At 67.2% G+C, this 21,236-nt stretch carries 18 protein-coding genes and 1 pseudogene; 10 read left to right on the top strand and 9 right to left on the bottom strand.

Annotated features, from left to right (window positions below; all coding sequences use genetic code 11):
* The first annotated feature begins 45 nt into the window (after positions 1-45).
* Positions 46-435: a hypothetical protein gene (locus EFAMC2_RS09665; protein WP_154028976.1), complete on the top strand. Its 390-nt coding sequence runs from the start codon at positions 46-48 to the stop codon at positions 433-435.
* Between the two features lie 431 nt (positions 436-866).
* Here the strand turns inward: EFAMC2_RS09665 and EFAMC2_RS09670 are convergent, their stop codons facing one another.
* The 6 genes from EFAMC2_RS09670 to EFAMC2_RS09695 form a co-directional block, all read right to left on the bottom strand.
* Positions 867-2,189, bottom strand: coding sequence for a homoserine dehydrogenase (locus tag EFAMC2_RS09670; protein ID WP_154028977.1), 1,323 nt, complete (start codon positions 2,187-2,189; stop codon positions 867-869).
* Positions 2,190-2,295: 106 nt separating this feature from the next.
* Complete coding sequence (locus EFAMC2_RS09675; RefSeq protein WP_154028978.1) at positions 2,296-2,568, bottom strand: hypothetical protein; 273 nt, start codon at positions 2,566-2,568, stop codon at positions 2,296-2,298.
* A gap of 215 nt (positions 2,569-2,783) precedes the next feature.
* Positions 2,784-4,730 carry a DNA helicase RecQ gene (gene recQ / locus EFAMC2_RS09680; RefSeq protein WP_261980251.1) on the bottom strand — a complete coding sequence of 649 codons (1,947 nt, stop codon included), beginning with the start codon at positions 4,728-4,730 and terminating at the stop codon, positions 2,784-2,786.
* A gap of 156 nt (positions 4,731-4,886) precedes the next feature.
* Complete coding sequence (locus EFAMC2_RS09685) at positions 4,887-5,450, bottom strand: NUDIX hydrolase (protein WP_154028979.1); 564 nt, start codon at positions 5,448-5,450, stop codon at positions 4,887-4,889.
* A 225-nt stretch (positions 5,451-5,675) separates the two neighbouring features.
* Positions 5,676-6,056, bottom strand: a complete 381-nt coding sequence (locus tag EFAMC2_RS09690) for a YolD-like family protein (RefSeq protein ID WP_154028980.1) — start codon at positions 6,054-6,056, stop codon at positions 5,676-5,678.
* Positions 6,049-7,416 (bottom strand): DNA repair protein, encoded by a 1,368-nt coding sequence (locus EFAMC2_RS09695; RefSeq protein ID WP_154028981.1) that lies wholly within the window; start codon positions 7,414-7,416, stop codon positions 6,049-6,051. The genes EFAMC2_RS09690 and EFAMC2_RS09695 overlap by 8 nt, the downstream gene beginning before the upstream one ends.
* 259 nt (positions 7,417-7,675) lie before the next feature.
* Here EFAMC2_RS09695 and EFAMC2_RS09700 point away from each other — a divergent pair, with 259 nt between their 5' ends.
* Positions 7,676-8,146, top strand: a complete 471-nt coding sequence (locus tag EFAMC2_RS09700; RefSeq protein ID WP_154028982.1) for a YhcH/YjgK/YiaL family protein — start codon at positions 7,676-7,678, stop codon at positions 8,144-8,146.
* Here EFAMC2_RS09700 and EFAMC2_RS09705 read toward each other — a convergent pair.
* On the bottom strand, positions 8,143-8,718 hold the full coding sequence (locus EFAMC2_RS09705; protein WP_154028983.1) for a 6-pyruvoyl trahydropterin synthase family protein: 576 nt from the start codon (positions 8,716-8,718) through the stop codon (positions 8,143-8,145). The two genes, EFAMC2_RS09700 and EFAMC2_RS09705, sit on opposite strands and share 4 nt — an antisense overlap.
* A 104-nt stretch (positions 8,719-8,822) precedes the next feature.
* A complete protein-coding gene (locus EFAMC2_RS09710) occupies positions 8,823-9,176 on the bottom strand; it encodes a helix-turn-helix domain-containing protein (protein ID WP_154028984.1) in 354 nt (117 codons plus the stop codon).
* Between the two features lie 348 nt (positions 9,177-9,524).
* Here EFAMC2_RS09710 and EFAMC2_RS09715 point away from each other — a divergent pair, with 348 nt between their 5' ends.
* The 7 genes and pseudogenes from EFAMC2_RS09715 (at position 9,525) to EFAMC2_RS09745 (ending at position 18,799) form a co-directional block, all read left to right on the top strand.
* Complete coding sequence (locus tag EFAMC2_RS09715) at positions 9,525-10,784, top strand: MFS transporter (protein ID WP_261980253.1); 1,260 nt, start codon at positions 9,525-9,527, stop codon at positions 10,782-10,784.
* A 273-nt stretch (positions 10,785-11,057) separates the two neighbouring features.
* Complete coding sequence (locus EFAMC2_RS09720; protein ID WP_154028985.1) at positions 11,058-12,218, top strand: exonuclease SbcCD subunit D; 1,161 nt, start codon at positions 11,058-11,060, stop codon at positions 12,216-12,218.
* Entirely contained in the window at positions 12,219-15,467 is a 3,249-nt protein-coding gene (locus EFAMC2_RS09725) for an AAA family ATPase (RefSeq protein ID WP_154028986.1), read from the top strand.
* A 2-nt stretch (positions 15,468-15,469) separates the two neighbouring features.
* Positions 15,470-16,012 carry a low molecular weight protein-tyrosine-phosphatase gene (locus EFAMC2_RS09730; protein WP_154028987.1) on the top strand — a complete coding sequence of 181 codons (543 nt, stop codon included), beginning with the start codon at positions 15,470-15,472 and terminating at the stop codon, positions 16,010-16,012.
* Positions 16,013-16,145: 133 nt separating this feature from the next.
* Positions 16,146-16,451, top strand: a pseudogene (locus EFAMC2_RS09735) (peptide chain release factor-like protein); the annotation flags it as partial.
* 136 nt (positions 16,452-16,587) lie between these two features.
* Positions 16,588-17,505 (top strand): glycerol dehydrogenase, encoded by a 918-nt coding sequence (locus EFAMC2_RS09740; protein WP_261980262.1) that lies wholly within the window; start codon positions 16,588-16,590, stop codon positions 17,503-17,505.
* A 136-nt stretch (positions 17,506-17,641) separates the two neighbouring features.
* On the top strand, positions 17,642-18,799 hold the full coding sequence (locus tag EFAMC2_RS09745) for a pyridoxal phosphate-dependent aminotransferase (RefSeq protein ID WP_154028989.1): 1,158 nt from the start codon (positions 17,642-17,644) through the stop codon (positions 18,797-18,799).
* A gap of 36 nt (positions 18,800-18,835) precedes the next feature.
* Here the strand turns inward: EFAMC2_RS09745 and EFAMC2_RS09750 are convergent, their stop codons facing one another.
* Complete coding sequence (locus EFAMC2_RS09750; RefSeq protein ID WP_187325278.1) at positions 18,836-19,297, bottom strand: D-alanyl-D-alanine carboxypeptidase family protein; 462 nt, start codon at positions 19,295-19,297, stop codon at positions 18,836-18,838.
* Between the two features lie 699 nt (positions 19,298-19,996).
* Here EFAMC2_RS09750 and disA point away from each other — a divergent pair.
* On the top strand, positions 19,997-21,235 hold the full coding sequence (disA, locus tag EFAMC2_RS09755; RefSeq protein ID WP_261980254.1) for a DNA integrity scanning diadenylate cyclase DisA: 1,239 nt from the start codon (positions 19,997-19,999) through the stop codon (positions 21,233-21,235).
* Position 21,236: the final 1 nt, after the last annotated feature.

Here is a 21,236-nt window from a genome sequence, read left to right on the forward strand (position 1 = left end):
GTGCGAACACACGGTTCGCGCATATGAGAAAGCAGGTATACCGCCATGTCTTCCAGCCTATCTGAACTTGCCGATGCCTACGGCATCACAAAGATCACCGCAAAGAACCGCCTCGTGAGTCTTGGCCTTTTCGACGGGCACGTTGTAAAGGAAGGGCGTGCCTTTGTCATTGACGACTATGCGGTCGAAGAGTTTGGCAATCACTTCGAGAAGGGCGGCGCCAAGCGAGGTCGCCCCGCAGGCTCTAAGAACATTGCCAGGCCTGAGGCCATTCCCGCGGCAACCGAGGAGCTTGTCGCCGAGCTTCGCGAGACGGTGGAGTTCCTGAAGGAGCAGCTTGCCCAGAAGGACGACCTGTGCTCCAAGCAGCTTGCCGAGAAGGACGAGCAGATCGCACGCAGGGACGATCAGATCTCCCAGCTCATCGCAAAGTAGCGCTGATGTAATCCCCGGGCTGCTGCTGGGTGCTCTGCCGGACTTGGCTTGGGCTCAGCTGGAGCGAAGGGCGCTCCAGAAATCGCCCAACGCCAAGTTCCACCGGGCGCTCGGCGGCCGCCTCCGGTGACTCCGCGGTGCCGCTCTGCGGCTTCGGCGCTGGGGCTTGTTTGAGTAAAGGAGCGGGCGGCCACGGTGGTGGTCGCCCGCTTTGCGTTAGCACGCCTGGCAGCTATGTGATGCGAGGGCTGTTGACGTGCGCCTCGGTGCTTTTTGTTGCCCACTGGAAGCTGGCCGCTTCGGCCCTTGGTGATGACCGGCGGGTGTCGCGCGCCTCGGCCTGCTTCGGCGCTTGGCCTCCGTATGGCGCCCAGAGCCCGGCGTACGTCTCGGCTCCGCGTGCCGCCTGGTCTAATCGCGCCGTTAGGCCCTTAGTTGTCGAAGACGCCCTCGGTCCAGCGGGCGATGTTCTCGATGCGGATGACGTTGGCCACCTTGCACACGCCTGGCAGGGCCTCCAGGGCGGTGGTGGCGTTCTCCATGGCGGCCTCACTGGCCTCGTGGGTGATGAAGACCACGGAGCAGGCGCCGTCGGTCTCGGTCTCCAGCTGGTTGATCTGCGAGATGGAGATGCCCGCCTCGGCAAAGGCGGCAACCACGGGGGCAAGCACGCCCACCTCGTCGGCGATGCGCAGGCGCACGTAGAAGCTGTTGGAAAGCTTCTCGATGGGCAGCACCGGCAGCACGTGCTCGTAGGGCTTGACCTCGGCGAGCGGCTTCTCGCCGCGGCTGATGGGCTCGGCCAGGGCAAAGATGTCGCCCACGACGGCGCTCGCGGTGGGGAAGGAGCCGGCGCCAGCACCGTAGAACATTGTCTCGCCCACGGCGTCGCCTACCACGTACACGGCGTTCATGGCGCCGGAGACGGCGGCGAGCTGGTGGGTGGACGGGATCATCGTGGGGTGCACGCGAGCCTCGACGCCCTCGGGGGTGTTGCGCGCGATGCCCAGAAGCTTGATGGTGTAGCCCAGGTCCTTGGCCACCGCGATGTCCTCGGCAGAGATCTTGCGGATGCCCTGCTGGTAGACGTCGTCGGTGGTGACGCGGGTGTGGAAGCTGATGCTCGCGAGGATGGCCGTCTTGCTGGCGGCGTCAAAGCCGTCGACATCGGCTGTGGGATCGGCCTCGGCATAGCCCAGGCGCTGGGCGTCGGCGAGGACGTCGGCAAAGTTGGAGCCCTCGGTCGTCATGCGCGAGAGGATGTAGTTGGTGGTGCCGTTCATGATGCCGGCGATGGTGAGGATGTGGTTGCCCATGAAGCTGTGCTCGAGGGCCTCCACCACCGGGATGCCGCCGGCGGCCGCAGCCTCGCAGCGAAGCTGCACTCCCGCCTCGCGTGCCAGGCCAGCAAGACGCTCGACGTGGCGTCCGAGCAAGGCCTTGTTGGCGGTGACGACGTGCTTGCCGGCGGCAAAGGCAGCCTCGTAGATCTCGGTGGCGGGGTGCTCTCCGCCGATGAGCTCCACCACGATGTCGATATCCGGGTCGTTCACGACGTCGTGCCAGTCGCTGGTGAAGGCGTCGCCGGTGATGCCGCAGGCGGCAGCGGCGGCCTCGTTGAGCGCGCAGCCGCGCTTGACGTTGAGGTCGATGCCGTAGCTGGCAACGTAGTCGTCGTGGTGGGAGAGGATGAGTCGGGCGACGCCGCCGCCCACGGTGCCAAGGCCGATGATGCCGACGTTCACGGTGCGCATGAAGTCTCCTGTCTGCGGCGACGCTGTCGCCGCGGCCCTCTTGTGCTGGTGTGTTCGATTGATTGTAGCCGAGGTGCCTGCGAGTGGTGCGTGCCCGCGCCCGGCCTTACCCGCGCTCCATGCGATGCTCGCGCTCGGCGGCGATCTCGGCGTTTATCTCGCTGATTTCCTTGAGGCCGTCCACGTAGGGCCGGTAGATGGCATAGGGGTCGCCCGAGCCCAGGCGGCACGAGCCACAGTTCTCGCAACTTCCCTCGCCGCACCACGAGAGCGATTTGTGGATGATCTCGATGCGCTCCTCGCGCGTGGTGTCCTTGATGAGACGGCTCTTCCCAAGCCCAAGCGCCGCAAGCGCCTCGGCAACTGCCTGGCTGGACATACTGTGCTCCTCTCCTCGGGCTTCCCCAAGCCCGTCCGATCGCAGTATGCCCGAGTGAGGGTGCCGGCAATCTTGCGTATTGGCGGTTGGTGTGGACGGCGAGGCGCTATCGCGCCACCCGCACGTGGCGGCTTGCCCTGCATGAAGCGAGCCTGCGATGGCGGCAGGTGCCTCGCCATTCGCGCGTGTTGCCTCGGCACGTCGCGAAGCGCCCGCTAGGCGTGCGCAGCGATCTTTGCCAGGAACGTCTCGCCGTAGCGCTCGGCCTTTTTGGCGCCGACGCCGGGGACGTCGAGGAGCTCCTCCGCCGTGGCGGGACGGATGCGGCACAGGGCCTGCAGCGTTGCGTTGGAGAAGATGAAGTAGGGTGGCACCTGCTGCTCGCGGGCGAGTTCGCTTCTGAGTTCGCGAAGCTCGGCGAAGAGCGCCTCGTCGTCGGGCGAGGGTTCGAAGGTCTCGGCCGCCTGCGCCGTGTCACGGGCAGATGCGCCGCCCTCGGCCCACTCGCTGCGCTTCTTGCGCGGCTTGCCCTTGGCCACCTTCACCATAAACGGGGCGTCCTCGCGCAAGAACGGCATGCTTGCTGCCGTGAGCGAGATGGTTGGGTACTTGCCGGCGGAGCGCGCGAGCACGCCGCGAAAGACGAGCTCGTCGATGAGGGTGCGGATGTGCGTCACGGGCACGTCGGACATGATGCCGTAGGTGGAGAGGGTGTCCCAGCCGCGGTCGAGCATCTTTTGCGCGCGCGAACCCCGCAGGATGTCAACGATGGTGCCCGCCCCCACCGTGTCTGAGTAAGCGCCCGTCTCCCGGCAGCGGATGGCCACGCGGGCCACGCAGCTTACGATTTTGAGCGCGTTGGTGCGCTCGTCTCGCTCCTCGAAGTCTGCGAGGCAGTTTGAGCAATTGCCGCAGTAGGCTGGCGCCTCCTCGCCAAAGTAGCGCAGGATGAAGGCGCGCAGACAGTCTGTGGTGGTGGCGTAGAAGACCATCTGGCGCAGGCGCTCGGCGTCGTGGGCCCGCAGCTGCTCGAGCTGCTCGGGCGTGAGGTCGTCGCGCTCGGTGCGTTCGAGGAGAAACTCGGCGGTGTGGACGTCTCCGGGGGAGTAGAGCAGCAGGCACTCTGCCTTGGTGCCGTCGCGCCCGGCACGCCCCGCCTCCTGGTAGTAGTTCTCCAGCGAGAGCGGCAGGTTGTAGTGCACAACGTAGTTGACGTTGCTCTTGTCGATGCCCATGCCAAAGGCGTTCGTTGCCACCATGATGGTCTTGCGGTCGTAGAGGAAGTCTTCCTGGTTGCGGTCGCGCTCGGCGGGAGAGAGTCCGGCGTGGTAGCGCGTGGCCGCAAGCCCCTGCTCCGAAAGCAGGTCGCAGACGGTCTCCACGGCGCGGCGGCTCATGCAGTAGACGATGCCGCTTTTGTCCGGCCGGCTGCGCGCGAACTCCACGAGGGAACGGTCCTTTGCCTTGGCGCCGCCTGGCCGCTCCACGGCAAAGGAGAGGTTGGGGCGATCGAAGCTTGCCACCACGCGCAATGGATCGACGAGCCCTAGCGCCGCCTCGATGTCCTCGCGTGCCTGGCGTGTGGCCGTGGCGGTGAGCGCGCAGACGGGCGGACGCTTGGGCAGCGCCGCTATGAAGTCGATGATGCGCTGGTAGCTGGGGCGGAAGTCGTTGCCCCATTGGGAGATGCAGTGAGCCTCGTCCACGGCGAGCAGGGCGATGCCGCGCTCGCGCGCCAACTCGAGAAAGCTTGGGTCATCGAGGCGCTCTGGGGCCACGTAGAGCAGGCGCAAGTAGCCCGAGGCTGCGTCGTGCAGCACGCCCTCCCGCTCGGCCGGCGAAAGTGAGCTGTTGAGGCAGGCGGCCGCCACGCCCAGCTGCCGCAGGGCTCCCACCTGGTCTGCCATGAGCGAGATGAGCGGCGACACCACGACGGTGAGCCCGCCCAGCACGAGGGCCGGCACCTGGTAGCAGATGGATTTGCCGGCCGAGGTGGGCATGACGGCGAGCACATCGCGGCCGGCGAGGACGGCGTCGATGATCTCTGCCTGGTGCGGGCGAAACGAGGGATAGCCGAAGGTCTCGCGCAGCACGTTCAACGGGGTGGGTGTGCCGATGTCGGGCCCGTTGCTGTTCTCTGGGTTTGGCTGGGACGTGTCCAAGGGGCCTCCTCGTGCTGACGCCGAGCATGTTGCTCATATGGCTCGAATGGCTAGGATACTCGGCCTTTGGGCGAGGCGCCTGCCTATTCCGGCGGGTGACGTGCCCCGGTCTCTGGCGCGGCGCCGGCTGCGGCAATGCAGGAAGAAGGTGCTCACCTACTCCAGCATCCCGCGCGCCTTGGCCCGAGCCCAGGCGGCGATGCCGGCGCCATGGGAGAACTCACCCGACGCGATGAGGTCTCCAAGCTCTGCCACGGGCACGCGGCGGTGGCGGATGTCCTCGGCGGGGTCGAGGTGGGCTTGCCCCTCGCGCGCCTCGCAATGGGCGAGGAAGAGATGGATGGTCTCGTCCGTGGAGCCGGGCGAGGGGTGGAAGGACCCGAGGCTTACGAGCTCGCTTGCCGCATAGCCGGTCTCCTCCGTAAGCTCGCGGGCCGCGGCCTGCGCCGGCTGCTCGCCGTCATCGATGGCGCCGGCGGGAAGCTCCGTCTGCCAGGCGCCTACGGGGAAGCGGTACTGGCGGATGAGGATGGTCTGGGCGCCCGTGCCGGTGCCAACCAGCGGCAGCACGCAGACGCCGGGCCGAATGCGCATGAACGAGTAGGGGTGCTCCCCGCCGTTGACGAGCGCGCGGCCCACCGAAAGCGAGAAGCGGTCGACCTTCTGACCGATGTCCTCCACGTAGCGCGGCTCCTGCGCGCTGCCTTCTGCGATGTCCATGCGTCCTCCTCAAACGACCAAGCGAGACGAGTGCATTCTCTCACGCACGCCCCTGTTCGGCGGTGGGCTAATCGCTCGCGTTGACCTGCGGCTGCCTTGCTCGCGCGCTCGCCTGCCTTGCGTCTGGCTTTTCCGCCCTGTCCTGTTTCCGCGGCTTTCTGCGCGGCGGCCTTGCCTCTGCGTATGCCTGTCCCCTGCGCTCGTCTGTCCCCCGCGCTCGCCTGCCTATGCCCAGTGGACATCCCAGATGTCCTCGAACAGGATGCGTTTGCCCGAGGTGAGGTCGAGCGAGCGCATCGCCTCGTCTACCTGGCGCACCGTGCCAGACGTGACCGTGTAGGCGTTTCGCTCGTAGTGGACCACGAACACCTCGTCTCCCTTCCGGAGGCGCATGAGCATGCGCGAGACCTCCTCCATGTGCTCCTCCGTGGGCACGCGGCGAGGCTCGCTGTGCCGCTCCTGCTCGCGTACGAGGTCGTAATAGCCGCTCAACGCCGCAAACGGCATGAACTGAGCCGCGTCCGTGGCGCGAGGCGTCCCGATGGCCCCAGCCACTCCATTCTCCGCGCCCATCGTGGCATACCTGCCTGTCCCTGTCTCACGCATGGTGTCCCCCTACCTGTTCGTTTCTCTCCCGCGCTGTGGCGCCCTTCCGAAAGCTCAGGCCCCGCACCAGCGAGTTCTTGCCAAATCTGCCCTTCACGGCCAGCGTTGCCTCCGCGAGACGCCGCTCGGAGGCCTCCGCCTCAACGTTTGTGAACAGCGTGAGCTCCGCCTGCTCCTCGGGTGCGAGGGCACCAAAGCCCAGCCCTATGCGCTTGACCTGGCGCCGTGGGTCCACCACGGCGCGAAAGAGGCATACGATCTGCCGCTCCAGCGCCGCGTGCGAGTTCGTGTGCTCGGAGAGCTTGCGTGACACGCTCGCGCCCGGCCCCTGCCGCCGTACGGCGAGCTCCCAGTCGAGGTCCTTCATGGCGTAGCCCACCCACAGCGACACGTGCCCGCAGGCAGCGCGGCGCTCCACCAGTTGCAGCACCCCCTCGTCCACCATCTCGCGCGTGACCACGAGGGCCTCCTCGTAGGAGTAGGGCCTCGTGAGCACCTGCCCCACGCTGATGGAGTTGCTCCGAGGCTCGTAGGCCTGTATCTGTGCGATGGTGCAGGGCTCCATGCCGCGCGCATGCTCGATGAGGTGCCGTGCGTTGACGCCAAACTCCCGGTAGAGCGTGGCGCCGTCTATGGCAACCACGCCGGCCAGGTCATAGGCGCCAAGCCGTGCCAGGCGCATCGCGATGCCGGGGCCAATCTGCCAGATGTCCGTGATGGGGCGGTGGTGCCAGATGCGTTGCCGGAAGCTCTCCCCGTCGAGGTGGCCAATGTGGCTGTCCTCGTGCTTTGCGATGATGTCGAGCGCCACCTTGGCCAGAAACAGGTTGGCCCCGATGCCCGCCGTGGCGCAGATGTGGGTCTCGTCCTGCACGGCCGCCATGAGCATGACGGCAATCTTTCGAGCGACGTCAACCCGGCTCTGGCGCGGGCTCGTGCGGTAGTAGGAGAGGTAGGGTGTCACGTCGATGAAGCACTCGTCAATGGAGTAGACGTGAATGTCCTCCTTGGCAATGAAGCGCAGGTAAATGCTATAGATCTTGGCCGACACCTCCATGTAGTGGCGCATGTGCGGCTGCACGGCCCGGTAGGGAATCTGCTTGGGGATCTGGAAGATGCGCGGCCTGCCCGTGACGCCCTGGGCCTTGATGGCGGGCGAGAGTGCGAGGCAGATGGTGCCGGGCCCGCGGCTCGTGTCCGCCACGACGAGGTTGGTGGTGAACGGGTCCAGGCCGAGGTCTGCGCACTCGACGGAGGCATAGAAGCTCTTGAGGTCGATGCAGAGGTATATCCGACCCGTGTCCGTGAGGTCTCGGTGAGTGTCTTCGATGTGTTCTAGCTGGGAATATGATGCGTTCATGCATCCTCCCCTCATTACAAACAGATGTTCGCATTCCATGCGTCACTATCTTGCAACGGATCCCGGACACTAAGTGCTCTCGAGCGGCTTGGTCACAAACCCGTCATGGCTTGTTCGATGCGAAGGCCCCTGCCTGCGGGCACGCTCTGATGGGTGGCAGGCAACCGCCGATGGGCCCCTCGCAGGGCCTCTACCTGCGAGGGGCTATGATGGGTGGCACGCGCCCGCCCGGGCGCACCCATACACGGAAGGAAATCCCATGATTTACGACCAGCTCAGCAACGTCGAGCGCTACCGCGGCCTCTATAAGGGCCTGGACGTCCTCATCGATTGGCTGGGCGAGCACGACCCGGCACAGCTGCCCGTGGGCCGCAACGACATCTGCGGCGACAAGGTCTACGCCAATGTCATGGAGCCCACGACGCGCCCGCTCTCGGAGGCCCATTACGAGACCCACCACCGCTATATGGACTTGCAGATCGACGTGGAGGGCCGCGAGGCCTTCAAGGTGAGCCAGGGCGCCACCATCGAGGTGCAGGCCTACGACGAGGGCGACGACTACGAGCTGTGCGATGCGGGGGGCTCCGTCGACGGCAACCTGGACGAGGGCCGCTTTGCCATCTTCGTGATCGGCGAGCCGCACATGCCCACGCTCCAGTTCCCCGGCGACGGGGCCAAGCAGGTCAGGAAGATCTGCTTCAAGATCCTGGGCGACCAGTTCTGGGACTAGCGCCCCACGTGCCCCTCGGCCGCGTAGAAGGCTCGGTTGTTGGGCGTCTCGTCCACCTCTACCTGGGAGATGGGCAGGCCGCGTTCGGCGAGGCGGTCATAGAACCAGCGCGCGAGGTTCTCGGCGGTGGTGCGAAACGGCAGGATGGAGAGGGTGAAGCCCTCGCCCTCGAGCGCTGCGATGGTGGCCGGCCTGAGCGACCCCTCCTCAACGAGGAACGTGTGGTCGAGCTCGTCGGCCACCTGTTTTACCGTGCGCTTGAACACGCCAAAGTCCACGACCATGCCGCGCATCGTGCCGGCTCCCGTGCGCGACCCGTCCTTGCGTAGCTGGCCGGCGGCGTGGAGGCCCGAGGCGTCGAGGTGGCAACCCGTCGCCTCTCCACGGCCGAACTTGGCGTAGGGACTGGCCTCTGCGCCGTCGGGCATGGCCGACTGGGCGCTCTCGAGCCTCTCCACCTCGATGGTCGCCACGACGCGCCAGCGATGGCCGTGGAGGTTCTCGCACTTGCCGTAGTAGTTGGTGAGGAAGTGGGCGCCGTCGAAGTGCGCCTCTGCCTGAAGTCCGTACATGGTGGCTCCCGCATCTTGCCGTGGCCTGCTCTTAGGACGGCATTGTACGCGGCGGCTCCAGTGCCGGGTGTCTCCGCGGACAAGGGCATGGCCGGGCGGCGGCCCTAGCGCCCCCCGAGCCAGAGGGGAGCATCGCTGGGGCTCTCGTCCGCATCTGGGGAATCGGGGAGCTCATGCGTGCCACGCCCGCCGAGTTCCAGGCCGTCATAGGTGACGAGCTCGGGCAGCGTTATCTCGAAGGCGTTTGCGAGGGAGACCAGGGTATAGAGTCCCGGGTTTGCGGGCGTGCCGGGCTTGGACTCGCCCTTCTCGAACTTTTGGTACGTGTAGGTGGCGATGCCTGCCCGCTGGGCAACCTCCTCTTGGGTGAGCCCCCGGCTCCTGCGGAGCTGGCGAAGCCTGAAGGCGAAGAGGCGCGCGCAGGCGGCTTTGAGTGGATATGTATTCTGAGCTGGCATTCATTCAATATGTATGCCCTCGATGCGCGGCTCCACCATATGCGTATGACATTTCATACAAGTATGGTGTCCGCGGGCCTGCCTGACGGATGCCTTCTGTGGACGGTCCGGCTCTCGCCGACCCGTGGCTCGCCCGCGAGGGGCGCTGCAGGGCGGGTCGCGGGCCGGTCTGGCGGTCCCCATCACAGCGCACGACGGCTGACGTGCGAATCGCATGACACCCTTGCCAGCCTGCGTCGCGCCGGCTAAGCTACGGGGCGCGAGCAAGTTCGTGCATCCAACGTACATAGGGTGGGACCGGTCGTGACTCCGACTGGCCCCGCCCTTTTTTGTTGTGGGAGGTTTTGAGTGGCGGAAAAGACGTACAGCAAGTGGGCGATTCTGTTCACGACGCTGGTCATGACGTTCATGGTGTGCCTCGACTCGAGCATCGTGACGGTGGTGCTTCCGGTCATGCAGAAGGAGCTGGGCGTGGGGCTCGACGAGATTCAGTGGGTCTCGTCTGTGTATCTGCTTGCCACGTGCGTGGGCGTCCTTCCGTTTGGCAGGCTGGGCGACAAGCGTGGCAAGGTCTACGTGTTCCAGGCGGGCGTGGTCGTCTTCACGCTCGGATCGCTGCTGTGCGGCCTTGCCCAGACGCTGCCGACGCTCATCGCGGCGCGTGTCGTGCAGGGCATTGGCTGCGCGGCCGCCATGGCCAACAACATGGGCATCATCACCGAGGCCTTCCCGTCGCGCGAGCGCGGGCGCGCCATGGGCCTGCTTTCCACGTTCGTGGCCCTGGGCATGATGGTCGGCCCCGTGCTGGGAGGTGCCATCGTGTCTGCCTTTGCGTGGGAGGGCATCTTTCTCATCAACGTGCCCGTGGGCATCGCGTCGTTTGCGGTGGGGCTGAGGACCCTTCCGCACGTGCGTCCTACGGCGGACAACTCGGCGGCGCCGGCATCCTTCCTGGGGGCGGCGAGGCTGTGCTTCTCAAACCTCACGTTCACGCTCAACTTCACCACGATGCTCATCGTCTTCGTGGGCATTGGCGCCTCGGAGTTCTTGCTGCCGTTCTACTTCCAGGACGCACACGGGTTCTCTGCCGCCACGTCGAGCCTGCTGTTCATGACGTTGCCTGTGGTCAACGCCGTGGTGGGGCCCGTTTCCGGCACCATCTCGGACCGAGTGGGCTGCGAGGTGCCCACGGTGGCGGGGTTCCTGGTGTACGTGTGCGGCCTCATGCTTGTGGCAACCCTGGGCGAGGCGAGCTCCGTCGCGCGCGTCGTGGCCTTCGTGGGGCTTATGTCCATGGGTGTCTCCATCTTCCAGTCTCCCAACAACTCGCTGCTCATGGGGTCTGCCCCGCGCGAGGCGCTGGGCTTTGCGGGCAGCATCTCGAGCCTGGCGCGCTATGCGGGTATGGCCATCGGCATCTCGGCCGGCTCTGCGGTGCTCTACGGGCAGATGAGCGTGGCGGCGGGCTATGAGGTCACGAGCTACGTCACCGGGCGCCCGGATGTCTTCCTCTTTGGCTTCGCCTCCGTGTTCCACCTGCTCGCGGCCGTTGCTGCGGTGGGGCTCGCCATTACCGTGGTGCGCCTGGTAAGGAGCCGCAGGGCCTAGGCGCGAGGGATGCCCGCCCAGAACGTGGCCCGTGCGCGGGGATTGGGTCCCCGGCGCTCGATGAGGGGACGGGGCGTCTCTGATGGGCGTCTTCGGCTTCGATGGGGTGAGAGCGAGTTGCCGCCCGCCGGCCTGCCGCATGTGCGCGGGCCGGCGGGTGGCTCTTTTGTGCTGGCATGGCCCATGACCTCGAGATGCTTTTCTGTCCGGAAGGTCGGGTAGTATCTGCTCGATGCGATTGCGCGCCAGGCGCGCCCGGGGAGCGGAGGGGCCATGAGGCTGCTGCACATAGCAGACCTGCACATCGGCAAGCGCGTATGCGAGTTCTCGATGTTGGGGGACCAGCGTCACGTGCTTGCTCAGGTGGTGGCGCTGCTGCGCGAGCGCGAGGTAGATGCCCTGCTCGTTGCGGGAGACCTCTACGACAAGGCCCAGCCCAGCTCGGAGGCCGTGGCGCTCGTGGACTGGTTTCTCTCGGAGGTGGAGGCCACGGGGGTGCCGGCCGTCGTCATTCCCGGCAACCATGACTCCGCCGAGCGCGTCGCCTATGCCGGGACGTTGCTGGCTCGGCAGGGCATCCATGTGGCGCCGGTCTACGACGGCTCGATCGAGCCCGTCGAGTTGGAGGACGTCTGGGGCCCGGTACGCATCTGGCCCGTGCCCTTCCTGCGTCCCGCCACGGTGCGACACTTTTTCCCAGACGAGGAAATCGCTACCTATACGGATGCCATGCGCGTGGCGCTCGAGGCATGCGGCGCGTGCGGGGAAGGCGCCGGCGCGTGTCGCAACGTGGCGGTCGTGCACCAGTTCGTGACTGCCGGCGGCGTCGAGCCGGAGCGGAGCGACTCGGAGGTCTCCGTGGGCGGTCTCGACAACGTGGACGCCGGGGTGCTCTCGACATTCGACTACGTTGCGCTCGGACACGTTCATCGGCCCCAGCGGGTGGGAAGGCCCGCCGTTCGCTATGCGGGCTCAATCCTCAAGTACTCCTTCTCCGAGGCGCGCGATACCAAGTCTGCGACCCTTGTCGAGCTGGGCGCGCCGGGGGAGGAGCCCGCCGTTGAGCTCGTGCCCCTGGAGCCGCTTCATGACCTGCGCAGCATTCGCGGGCCGCTTGCGGAGCTTGTGGCGCCGGAGGTTGTGGGTGCCGCAGACTCGGATGACTACCTGCACGTGGTGTTGACGGACGAGGGGCCGGCAATCGACGCGATGGCGCGCCTGCGCGCCTTGTACCCCAACGTCATGGGCGTGGAGTATGACAACGCGCGCACGCGCGCGGCAGGCCTGCAGGCGGGCGAGGCCGCTCCGGAGGATGGGGAGGCGTTGCCGCTCGAGCTGTTTGGCGAGTTCTTCGAGCGCCAGAACGGGCGCCCTCTCTCGGAGGCGCAGGAGGGCACCGTCATTGATGAGCTCGAGAGGGCGGGGGTGAGGTAGATGCGGCCCATAAAGCTCGTGATGAGCGCATTTGGCCCCTACGCAGGCCTGGTTGAGGTGGACTTCTCCAAGCTTGGGCGCAGCGGCCTCTATCTCGTGTGCGGAGACACCGGGGCCGGCAAGACCACGGTCTTCGACGCCATCTCGTATGCGCTCTTTGGGGTGGCGAGCGGGGCGGACAGGGCCGTGCGCAACCTCAGAAGCGACTTTGCCGCGGCGGATGCCCCCACGTATGTGGAGCTGGAATTTGAGCATCGCGCGAAGCGCTATGTAGTGCGACGGAACCCGGAGTACGAGCGTCCCAAGAAGCGCGGCGAGGGCATGACCAAGGAGCTTGCGGCCGCCGAGCTCCATCTGCCGGATGCGCCTCCCGTCACGAAGGCGTCCGAGGTGGACAAGGCCGTCGTGGAGCTGCTGGGGATAGACCGCAGCCAGTTCTCGCAGATCGTCATGATTGCCCAGGGCGACTTCAGGCGCCTGCTCTCCGCAGACACCAAGGAGCGCGCAAAGATACTGCGCCGGCTCTTTGGAACCGGCTCCTACCTGGACTTCCAGCGTGGACTCGAGAAGCGCAGAAGCGAGCTCGAAGATCGTGCGGCGGGTGCGCGCAAGCAGCTTGACGGCTTTGCGCGTCTGGCCGTGCTTGATGAGGCGCGCCGTGGGGGATTGCCGGAGGAGGGAGTTCCTCCCACCCAGCTACTCGAGTTGCTTGCGGCTGCGTGCGCCGAGGACGAGGCCCTGCTCGAGGACTGCGAGGCGGATGCCGAGGCGGCGGCGCGAGAGGTTGGCGCATGCGCCCAGAGGTACGAGCGCGCCCGCCAGCTGGACGAGGCGCGCGTGGGACTCGCGGTGGCGGAGAAGCGGATTCCCGAGGTGCGCGCGCGGTTTGAGGAGGCCGAGGCCGCCGTTGCCTCCGAGGCGGCCAGGGCGCCGGAGCGCGAGCGGCTGGCTGCCCGCGCGAGCGTGCTGCGTGAGGCGCTTCCGAGATATGCCGAGCTCACGGCAGCGCGGGGACGCGCGGGCGAGGCGCGCTCATGTGAGGAGGCGGCGCGGGAGGCGGCGCGCGCCGCGCAGGAGGCGCTCGAAGATGCGAGGGCACGGCTGATCGACGTGCGCGAACGGGCGACGGCCCTTGCGGACGCCCCGTCTGCCCAGGCAGAGGCCGAGGCGGAGGTCCGGGCAGCGGAACTTGAGGTCGGTGTGGCGCGTGACGGCATGGCGGCACTTGCGCATCTTGCCCGGCTTCAGGCGCGCGCGTCCGAACTCCAGCATCGGGACGCCGAGGCTCAGCGCGGATCCCAAGCCGCTCAAGATGCCGTTGGCCTTGTCGAGGCGCGGCTCGCGGAGGCAAGGCGAGCGGCGGAGGGGTTGGCCTCCGCACCCAAGGACCTGGCCGAGCTGGGCGCCGCTGCAGATGACGCACGGCGCCGGGTACGCGAGGCCCGTGCCTCCCTCGATGAGCTTGGGAGGCGCGAGGCCGAGCTCGAGCGGGCCAAGGCAGACCACGAGCGTCTTGCCGACATCTACGAGCACGAGCGCGAGGAGTTTGCCCGGGCCGATGACGACCTCTCGCGCCTGCAGCTTGCGTTCCTGGACGGGCAGGCGGGCGTGCTTGCGCGCGGGCTCAAAGACGGCGAGCCCTGTCCCGTGTGCGGGTCCGTCTCTCATCCGAGCCCGGCCGCCTCCCTGGACTCCGTTCCCACCCAGGGCGATGTCGAGGATGCTCGCGCGTTTAGGCGGGAGGCGGAGGCGCGCGCCCAGGCCGCGTCGACGGAGAGCGGAAGGGCGGAGGAACGCCTGAGGCTCTGTGCGGCAGAGCTCGCGGATGCGGAGCGCTCCGTGGGGACGCGGCCTGAGCTCCAGGGGCGGCTCGCCAAGCTGCGGAGCGAGGTTGCGGCGCTCGATGGGGACATCGCCCAAGTTCGCGTACGCGTGGCATCCCTGGACGAGGCCCGGGGCAAGGTGGCCGAGCTCGAGGAGCGCCTCGACCGCGCACGCGAGGAATCCCGGCAGGCGGCGGACGCCCGCGCGAGGAGCGCCCAGGAACTTGCGGCGGCGACTTCGGCGGCAGAGACGGCGCGGGCCTCCGTGGGCGAGTGTGACGAGACGACGGCCCAGGTGCGCCTTCGCGACGCGGAGTCTCGGCTCGCGAGGGGGAGAGCCAGGGAGAAGGCCCTGGCGGAGCAGACGCGAGAGCTTGACAGGCTGCGCGAGATGGGCGCGCGCCTCGAGCCTAAGGTCTCCGGCCTGGAGCGTGCCTCACTTGAGGCGGCCGATGCCGCGGCTGCCGCCCGGGCGGATGCCGCGGCGGCATCGTCGGCGGAGGAGCAGCTTGCAAAGACCCTGGCCTGCCGAGACGAGGCCCAGGCCCGGGCCGAGGTCGCTCGCGTGGAGCAGGGGATGGGCCAGCTCGACTGCGCTCGGGCTGCCGCCGAGCGAGCTCTGCGAGAGGCGGCAGCGGAGCGAGACCGTGCCGTGACGCTGCGAGATACCCTCGCCGTGCGCGTGGCGTCCCTGGAAGACGGGGACACGCCTTCGGTGGAGGACGCACGGAGGGGCCTCGAGGCCGCCCGTTCGCGGCAAGACGAGGCGAACGCCCGCGTGGCGGAGGTCTCGGGCAGGCTCGAACACAACCGCAGCGTTGCCGGGCAGGTTCGAAGGGTCTCCCAGGAGTTCGAGGGCATCGCGGACGCATATGGCGAGCTCGCGTCCCTCGCCCAGACGGCCAACGGGCGCCTTGCGGGCAAGGAGCGCATCAGCTTCGAGACATACGTCCAGGCGCGCGCCTTCGATCGCGTGCTCGCGGCGGCCAATCGCAGGCTGCTCGTCATGACGGACGGGCGCTACGAGCTCGTGCGGCACACGGGCGCCAGGGACGGGGGCGGCTCGGCGCAGACGGGCCTCGACCTCGACGTGCGCGACTCCTTCACGGGCAAGCCCCGCTCGACGTCGTCGCTCTCGGGCGGCGAGTCCTTCAAGGCGTCGCTCGCCCTGGCCCTCGGCCTCTCCGACGTGGTGCAAGCGCATGCGGGCGGAGTCGAGCTCGACGCCATGTTCGTGGACGAGGGGTTCGGCTCGCTCGACGAGGAATCCCTGGGCCTTGCCATCCACACGCTTACCGAGATGACGGGCACGGACAAGCTCGTTGGTATCATCAGCCACGTCGAGGAGCTCAAGGAGAGCATCGACCGCAAGATCGTGGTGGAGCGGGGGCGTACCGGCTCCACGCTGAGGATTGAGGAGGGGTAGCCATGGAAGGCGACCGCCGGCACCGCATCCTGTTCGTCTGCCACGGCAACATCTGCCGTTCCACCATGGCGCAGTTCGTCTTCGAGGACCTTGTGCGTCGTGCGGGCGCGGAAGACGCGTTCACGGTTGACTCCGCGGCAACCTCGCGTGAGGAGATCGGCAACCCTCCCCATCACGGTACCGTGCGCAAGCTGCGCGAGGTGGGGGTTCCGATTGGGGTGCATGCTGCGCGGCAGGTGCGACGGGACGAGTATGGGGATTGGGACCTCCTTGTCTACATGGACGAGGAGAACGAGTGGGGACTTGCACGCATCCTCGGACACGATGCGACCGGCGGGATCGACGACCCTGCGGGAAAGTGCGTGAAGCTGCTCGAGTACGCGCGTGAGGACCCCGGCCTTAGGCCTGCGGCGGCGGATCGGCATGGCAGGGTGCGTGATGTGGCGGACCCGTGGTATACGGGCAATTTCGACGACACCTATCGCGACGTGCTTGCCGGATGCGAGGGGCTGCTCGCGTCGCTTGGCGGTGACTCCCGTGGATGAGCGGAACGCGGACCGCGCAGACGAGCGCCGGGCGGATCGCCCGGGCGGCAAGGCCGCCCAGAACCCCTCGAGGGGCCTGACGTGGCGTGACTATGCCGAGTTTGCCAAGCAGTCGCCGGAGCGCGTCTACCGCGACTGCGCGGTAGACGTGTTCAGGGCAACCGGTCCCGGCGGGCAGGGAGTGAACACCACGGACTCGGCCGTGCGCATGCGCCATGTGCCCACGGGCATCGTCGTGGTGTCGCGCGAGTCGCGTAGCCAGTTCCAGAATCGCCGGAGCTGCCTGGAGAAGCTCAGGGGCATCTTCGCGCGCAAGGCCAAGCCTCCCAGGAAGCGGAGGAAGACCAAGCCCACGCGCGGCTCGAAGGAGCGCCGGCTCAAGGCCAAGCATGTCCGCGGCGAGATCAAGTCGCTTCGCGCGAGGCGAGACTTCGACTGACCGGCGCGCGCTTGAGAAGGAGATGGGCTTTCTCGGCAAGAGCTGGCTGTTCGTCTGCTCCCGCAGCGGCTACAAGGCCACGCGCGACAAGATCGAGCAGAGCTTCGGCGACTTGGATTCCAAGCGCCACTAAGAGATATTCGGCGGTGTCTCGTCGAACGGCGAGATCGAGAAGATGCGCAAAATCGTGGCAGACGAGGGTATTGACGTCGTGGTGGGCGTGGGCGGCGGCTCTGCCGGCGACACGGCCAAGGCCACGGCGTACTACGAGAACCTGCCGGTTGTCATCGTGCCTACCGTGGCTGCCACGGACGCCCCGTGCACGGGCCTGTCGGTCATCTACAACGATGACGGCTCGTTCGACAAGTACCTCTTCTATCCCAAGAACCCCGAGGCGGTCATCATTGACTCGGCGGTCATCGCCAACGCGCCGTCGTCGTTCCTCGTGGCCGGCATGGGCGATGCCCTCGGCACGTACTTCGAGGCACGTGCCTGCGACCGCACGCATTCGCTCTCACTGGAGTTCGGCGGCATCACCCGCTCGGCCATGGCGCTGTGCGAGCTGTGCTACAAGACGCTGCGCGAATACGGCACCCAGGCGCTCGCCGCATGCAAGAAGCATGTCGTGACGCCCGAGCTCGATGCCGTCATCGAGGCCAACGTCTACCTCTCCGGCGTGGGCGCCGACAACGGCGGCCTTGCCGTGGCGCACTCCTTCTACAACGGCCTTACCTCGCTGGGCGGTCACTCCGCGCCCCACGGCAACTGCGTCGCGTTTGGCACGCTCGTGCAGCTGCTGCTCGAGCAGGCGCCGTCCGAGGAGTTCAGGGAGGTCCAGGACTTCTGCTTGTCCGTTGGCCTGCCGGTGACGCTCGCCGAGATTGGCATCACCACCGACGAGCAGGTGCGCACCATTGCCAAGAACTCCTGCGCCGAGGGTGAAACCATCCACAACATGGCCGGCGATGTCACGCCCGACGAGCTCTACGACGCCATCGTGCTCGCCGACACGTTAGGCGAGGAGGTCCTAAGCACCACGACCGAGGGCTGCTAGCCGTCCCATCGCCGCACACCGTTCGCCTCTGGCTGGTGGGCTTGCGGCCCGGCCGGCGTACAATACAGCCACATTGCGGCATTCGGACGCCCCGTCAGCTGCTGGTGGGGCGTCTTCTTATCCCCCGGAGGTCCCCATGCAGTTCTCGAAGCGGCTCGACAAGTTTGGCGACGAGGTCTTTGCCTCGCTTAACGCGCGGCGCCGCGAGCTTGAGGCCGCGGGGCGGGAGGTCATCGACCTATCCGTGGGAACCCCCGACTTCGAACCGCCGGCGCACGTCAAGCAGGCCCTGCTGGAATCTGCCGCAAAGTCGGAGGACTGGCGCTACGCCATCGCGGACCTCTCCGAGCTCAAGGCGGCGGTCTGCTCCTACTACAAGAGCCGATTCGGCGTGGACGTCACGCCTGATATGGTCATGAGCGTCGACGGCACGCAGGAGGGCATGAGTCGCATGGCGCTTGCGCTCGTCGACGAGGGCGACACGGTGCTCGTGCCCGACCCGTGCTACCCGCTGTTCCGCTCCTCCGCCGTGATGGCCGGCGCCGAGCTGGCCTTCTATCCGCTCGATGCCGAGCACGACTTCCTGCCCTACGTGGACGGCATCGACCCCGAGGTGGCCAATCGCGCCAAGTACATGGTGGTGTCGCTGCCTGCCAACCCGGTGGGATCGGTGGGCACGCCCGAGGTCTATGCGCAGATCATCGAGTTTGCGCGCGTCCATGACCTGCTCATCGTGCACGACAACGCCTACAGCGACATCATTTTCGATGGCGTGGAGGGCCACAGCTTCTTCGAGAATCCCGGTGCCGCCGAGGTGGGCGTCGAGTTCTTCAGCCTGTCGAAGTCCTTCAACGTCACGGGCGCGCGCATCAGCTTCCTCGTGGGTCGCCCAGACGTGGTGGCCGCCACCTACAAGCTTCGTAGCCAGCTGGACTATGGCATGTTCCTGCCCATCCAGCACGCGGCCATCGCGGCGCTCACGGGTCCGCGTGACTCCGTGGTGGCGCAGGAGGCCCTCTACCAGCAGCGTCGCGACGTGCTCTGCGACGGCCTCGAGGCAATCGGCTGGGAGCGCCCCAACGCCCATGGCTCCATGTTCGTCTGGGCTCGTCTCCCGCATGGCCGCACGGACTCGATGGCCTTCGTGCCCGAGCTTATGGAGAAGGCGGGCGTTATCGTGACGCCGGGCGCGAGCTTCGGAGCGGCGGGCGAGGGCTTCGTGCGCATGGCGCTGGTCCAGCCTCCCGAGCGCCTGCGTGCCGCCGTGGCGGCGATTGCCGCGTCGGGCATCTAGGCTCCATGGGCGCGTGCGCCTTGTTGGCACCGCGCCTTATTGTGTGCGCTCGACGTACTCCTCGAGGCACTCGCCGCTTTGGTGCATCTCTCGCGCCACGTCCAACCCAACGTAGCGAACATGCCACGGCTCGTGGTTGATGCCCGTGATGTGGGACTTGTCCGCCGGATAACGCCGGATGAACCCAAATTGCCAGGAATGGGCGGCAAGCCATGCCTGCACGCGGGCATGAGCCTTCACGTCGTCCCGCGCCGAGCAGATGTCGAGGGCGAGCCCGAGCTCGTGCTCGCTGGTTCCCGGAGGCGCCACGAAGCGCCGGGCGATATCCCAGGCGCTTCGTGGCGAAAGGCCGCGCCCGAGAAGCCGAATCACCTTCCGCGCGAGCAGGAACGTCTGCCTCGAGCGTGGGCGCCACGCGGAGGTGACGCGTGGGTCGAGCCCGGATGCCCTGCAAGCGTCGAGCATGCGGCGGGCGGCATCGGCGGCGTACGCATCCATGAGCCGGCCGTCCTCGAGGGACACAAGGTTCGGTCGGTAGCCCCGAGGAATGGGGTGCGAGCGATTGACGAGCAGCGGCCGGGCGGAGCCCGTCGGTGTTCCCTGAGGCCTTGTGGCCGCCAAGCGCCCATGACTGGTGACGGGCAAGTCTTCGGAGTCAGCTGCCGCTAGGCTCCCATGGCCAGTGGCTCCCGAAACTTTGCGGCTGGGGACGCGCAAGTTCCCGCAGTCAGCGGCCGTCGGGCTCTTGCGGCCAGCGGCTGCCGACCATCCGCCCATCCTAGAGGTCATCTCGTACGGCATGCCGCCCATCCTTTCTCATCGTCCGTCTGCTTTCGAGGAACCCCCCCGTCTCCTGCCTTGCCTTGAGCGGCGCCTCGCCTGTCATCCCAATTCTCGACGGGCGGGGCCGGTCGCTCCATATATGCCGTCTTACGCGACGGTGACGGATTGGTAAGGCAGGGGCTTTCTCGCAGGTTGCGAAGGCGGAACGGCGAGGCGCAGGGGTCGATTCGCGAGGAGCGGCGGCGACGGAATGGCGAGGCTTCGCCGTCCCGCAGGGCGCGGCGGCGTGCTGGTGGGGAGCCGTGGCGCCTCACGGGGCCGCGGCATTTCCTCCCTGTGTCGTTCGCGAGGACGTCCGCGAGGGGTGCGTATACTAAAAGGCGCTGTATATAAGAAGCTATCGGAGGGGGCGCCATGGAACAGGACACCACGAGCCAGGTCGAAGGACGTGCCCCGAGCGTTGTGACGGGCGCTGTCGTTCCGGCGCCGATGAACTCTGCCGACCCGGGTTCCACCGGCCTGTTCACCATGCCCAGCTCCCAGCCAGCCCCCTCAGCCGTGCCCGCTCCGCAGCCTGCGGCACCGGCCCAGCCCGAGCGTCGCGAGCCCACCACGGCCGAGCGCATCGAGCAGGCCATCCTCACCACGGCTCCCGGCACCGCCGTGCGTCGGGCGCTGGACATGATTATCGCTGGTCACCTTGGCGCCCTCATCTGCGTGGGCGATACGGACGCCGTGCTCGCCGCTGGCAACGACGGCTTCCCGCTCAACATCTCGTTCACGGCCAACCGCCTGTTCGAGCTCTCCAAGATGGACGGCGCCATCGTTGTCGACCGCGATCTCACGCAGATTCTGCGCGCCAACTTCCACCTCAACCCAGACCCGAGCCTGCCCACGAGCGAGACGGGCATGCGCCACCGCACGGCCGCGCGCATGAGCTTGCTCACGAACGCCCTCGTCATCTCGGTCTCCGAGCGTCGCCAGGTGGTCAACCTCTACATCAACGGCAAAAGTCACCAGCTGCGCGCCGTGCCCGAGATCATGACGAGCGCCTCGCAGCTCATTACCACGCTCCAGACCACGCGCCAGTCGCTCGACCGCGGCCTGCTGCGCCTCACTACGCTCGAGCTGGATAACTACGTCACGCTGGGAGACGTCACGGGCATCCTCAACTACTTCGAGACGCTCATGACCGCCGCCGACGAGCTCGACAAGTGCATCGACCAGCTCGGCAGCGAGGGCCGCACCGTCGAGATGCAGCGCGAGCAGCTCGTGGGCGACATGGAGGAGGAGTACCTCCTGCTCATCCGCGACTACGCGCGCGATTCCTCCGAGGAGCACGCCCAGGCCATTCGCGAGAACCTGCACGGCACGGACCCGGCCAACCTGCGCTCGCCCAAGTGCGTGGCCAAGGCCCTCGGCTACGATGACCTGCGCGAGGACAGTGTCATGGTGCCGCTGGGGCTACGCACCCTGAGCCGCGTCAGCGTGGTGCGCGAGGGCATGGCCGACAAGATCGTGGATGAGTATGGCAACCTTCGCGAGCTCATGGACGATATCGAGCAGAACCCCTCGCGCCTGGACGTCATCGGCGTGAAGAACCCCAGCATTCTGGCGGACAGCCTGTATCGCATGTGGGGCAAGAAGGAGTAGC

This window comes from Olsenella uli, assembly GCF_901212655.1.
GTDB lineage: Bacteria > Actinomycetota > Coriobacteriia > Coriobacteriales > Atopobiaceae > Parolsenella > Parolsenella uli_A.

Excerpts from the sequence above, each read along its gene's own strand:
- disA (WP_261980254.1), top strand. The coding sequence starts at position 19,997 with ATGGAACAGGACACCACGAGCCAGGTCGAAGGACGTGCCCCGAGCGTT.
- EFAMC2_RS09695 (WP_154028981.1), bottom strand. The coding sequence starts at position 7,416 with ATGAACGCATCATATTCCCAGCTAGAACACATCGAAGACACTCACCGA.
- EFAMC2_RS09670 (WP_154028977.1), bottom strand. The coding sequence starts at position 2,189 with ATGCGCACCGTGAACGTCGGCATCATCGGCCTTGGCACCGTGGGCGGC.
- EFAMC2_RS09720 (WP_154028985.1), top strand. The coding sequence starts at position 11,058 with ATGAGGCTGCTGCACATAGCAGACCTGCACATCGGCAAGCGCGTATGC.
- EFAMC2_RS09705 (WP_154028983.1), bottom strand. The coding sequence starts at position 8,718 with ATGTACGGACTTCAGGCAGAGGCGCACTTCGACGGCGCCCACTTCCTC.
- EFAMC2_RS09750 (WP_187325278.1), bottom strand. The coding sequence starts at position 19,297 with ATGGATGCGTACGCCGCCGATGCCGCCCGCCGCATGCTCGACGCTTGC.
- EFAMC2_RS09685 (WP_154028979.1), bottom strand. The coding sequence starts at position 5,450 with ATGGACATCGCAGAAGGCAGCGCGCAGGAGCCGCGCTACGTGGAGGAC.
- EFAMC2_RS09710 (WP_154028984.1), bottom strand. The coding sequence starts at position 9,176 with ATGCCAGCTCAGAATACATATCCACTCAAAGCCGCCTGCGCGCGCCTC.
- EFAMC2_RS09665 (WP_154028976.1), top strand. The coding sequence starts at position 46 with ATGTCTTCCAGCCTATCTGAACTTGCCGATGCCTACGGCATCACAAAG.
- EFAMC2_RS09675 (WP_154028978.1), bottom strand. The coding sequence starts at position 2,568 with ATGTCCAGCCAGGCAGTTGCCGAGGCGCTTGCGGCGCTTGGGCTTGGG.
- EFAMC2_RS09730 (WP_154028987.1), top strand. The coding sequence starts at position 15,470 with ATGGAAGGCGACCGCCGGCACCGCATCCTGTTCGTCTGCCACGGCAAC.
- EFAMC2_RS09690 (WP_154028980.1), bottom strand. The coding sequence starts at position 6,056 with ATGCGTGAGACAGGGACAGGCAGGTATGCCACGATGGGCGCGGAGAAT.
- EFAMC2_RS09700 (WP_154028982.1), top strand. The coding sequence starts at position 7,676 with ATGATTTACGACCAGCTCAGCAACGTCGAGCGCTACCGCGGCCTCTAT.
- EFAMC2_RS09725 (WP_154028986.1), top strand. The coding sequence starts at position 12,219 with ATGCGGCCCATAAAGCTCGTGATGAGCGCATTTGGCCCCTACGCAGGC.
- EFAMC2_RS09745 (WP_154028989.1), top strand. The coding sequence starts at position 17,642 with ATGCAGTTCTCGAAGCGGCTCGACAAGTTTGGCGACGAGGTCTTTGCC.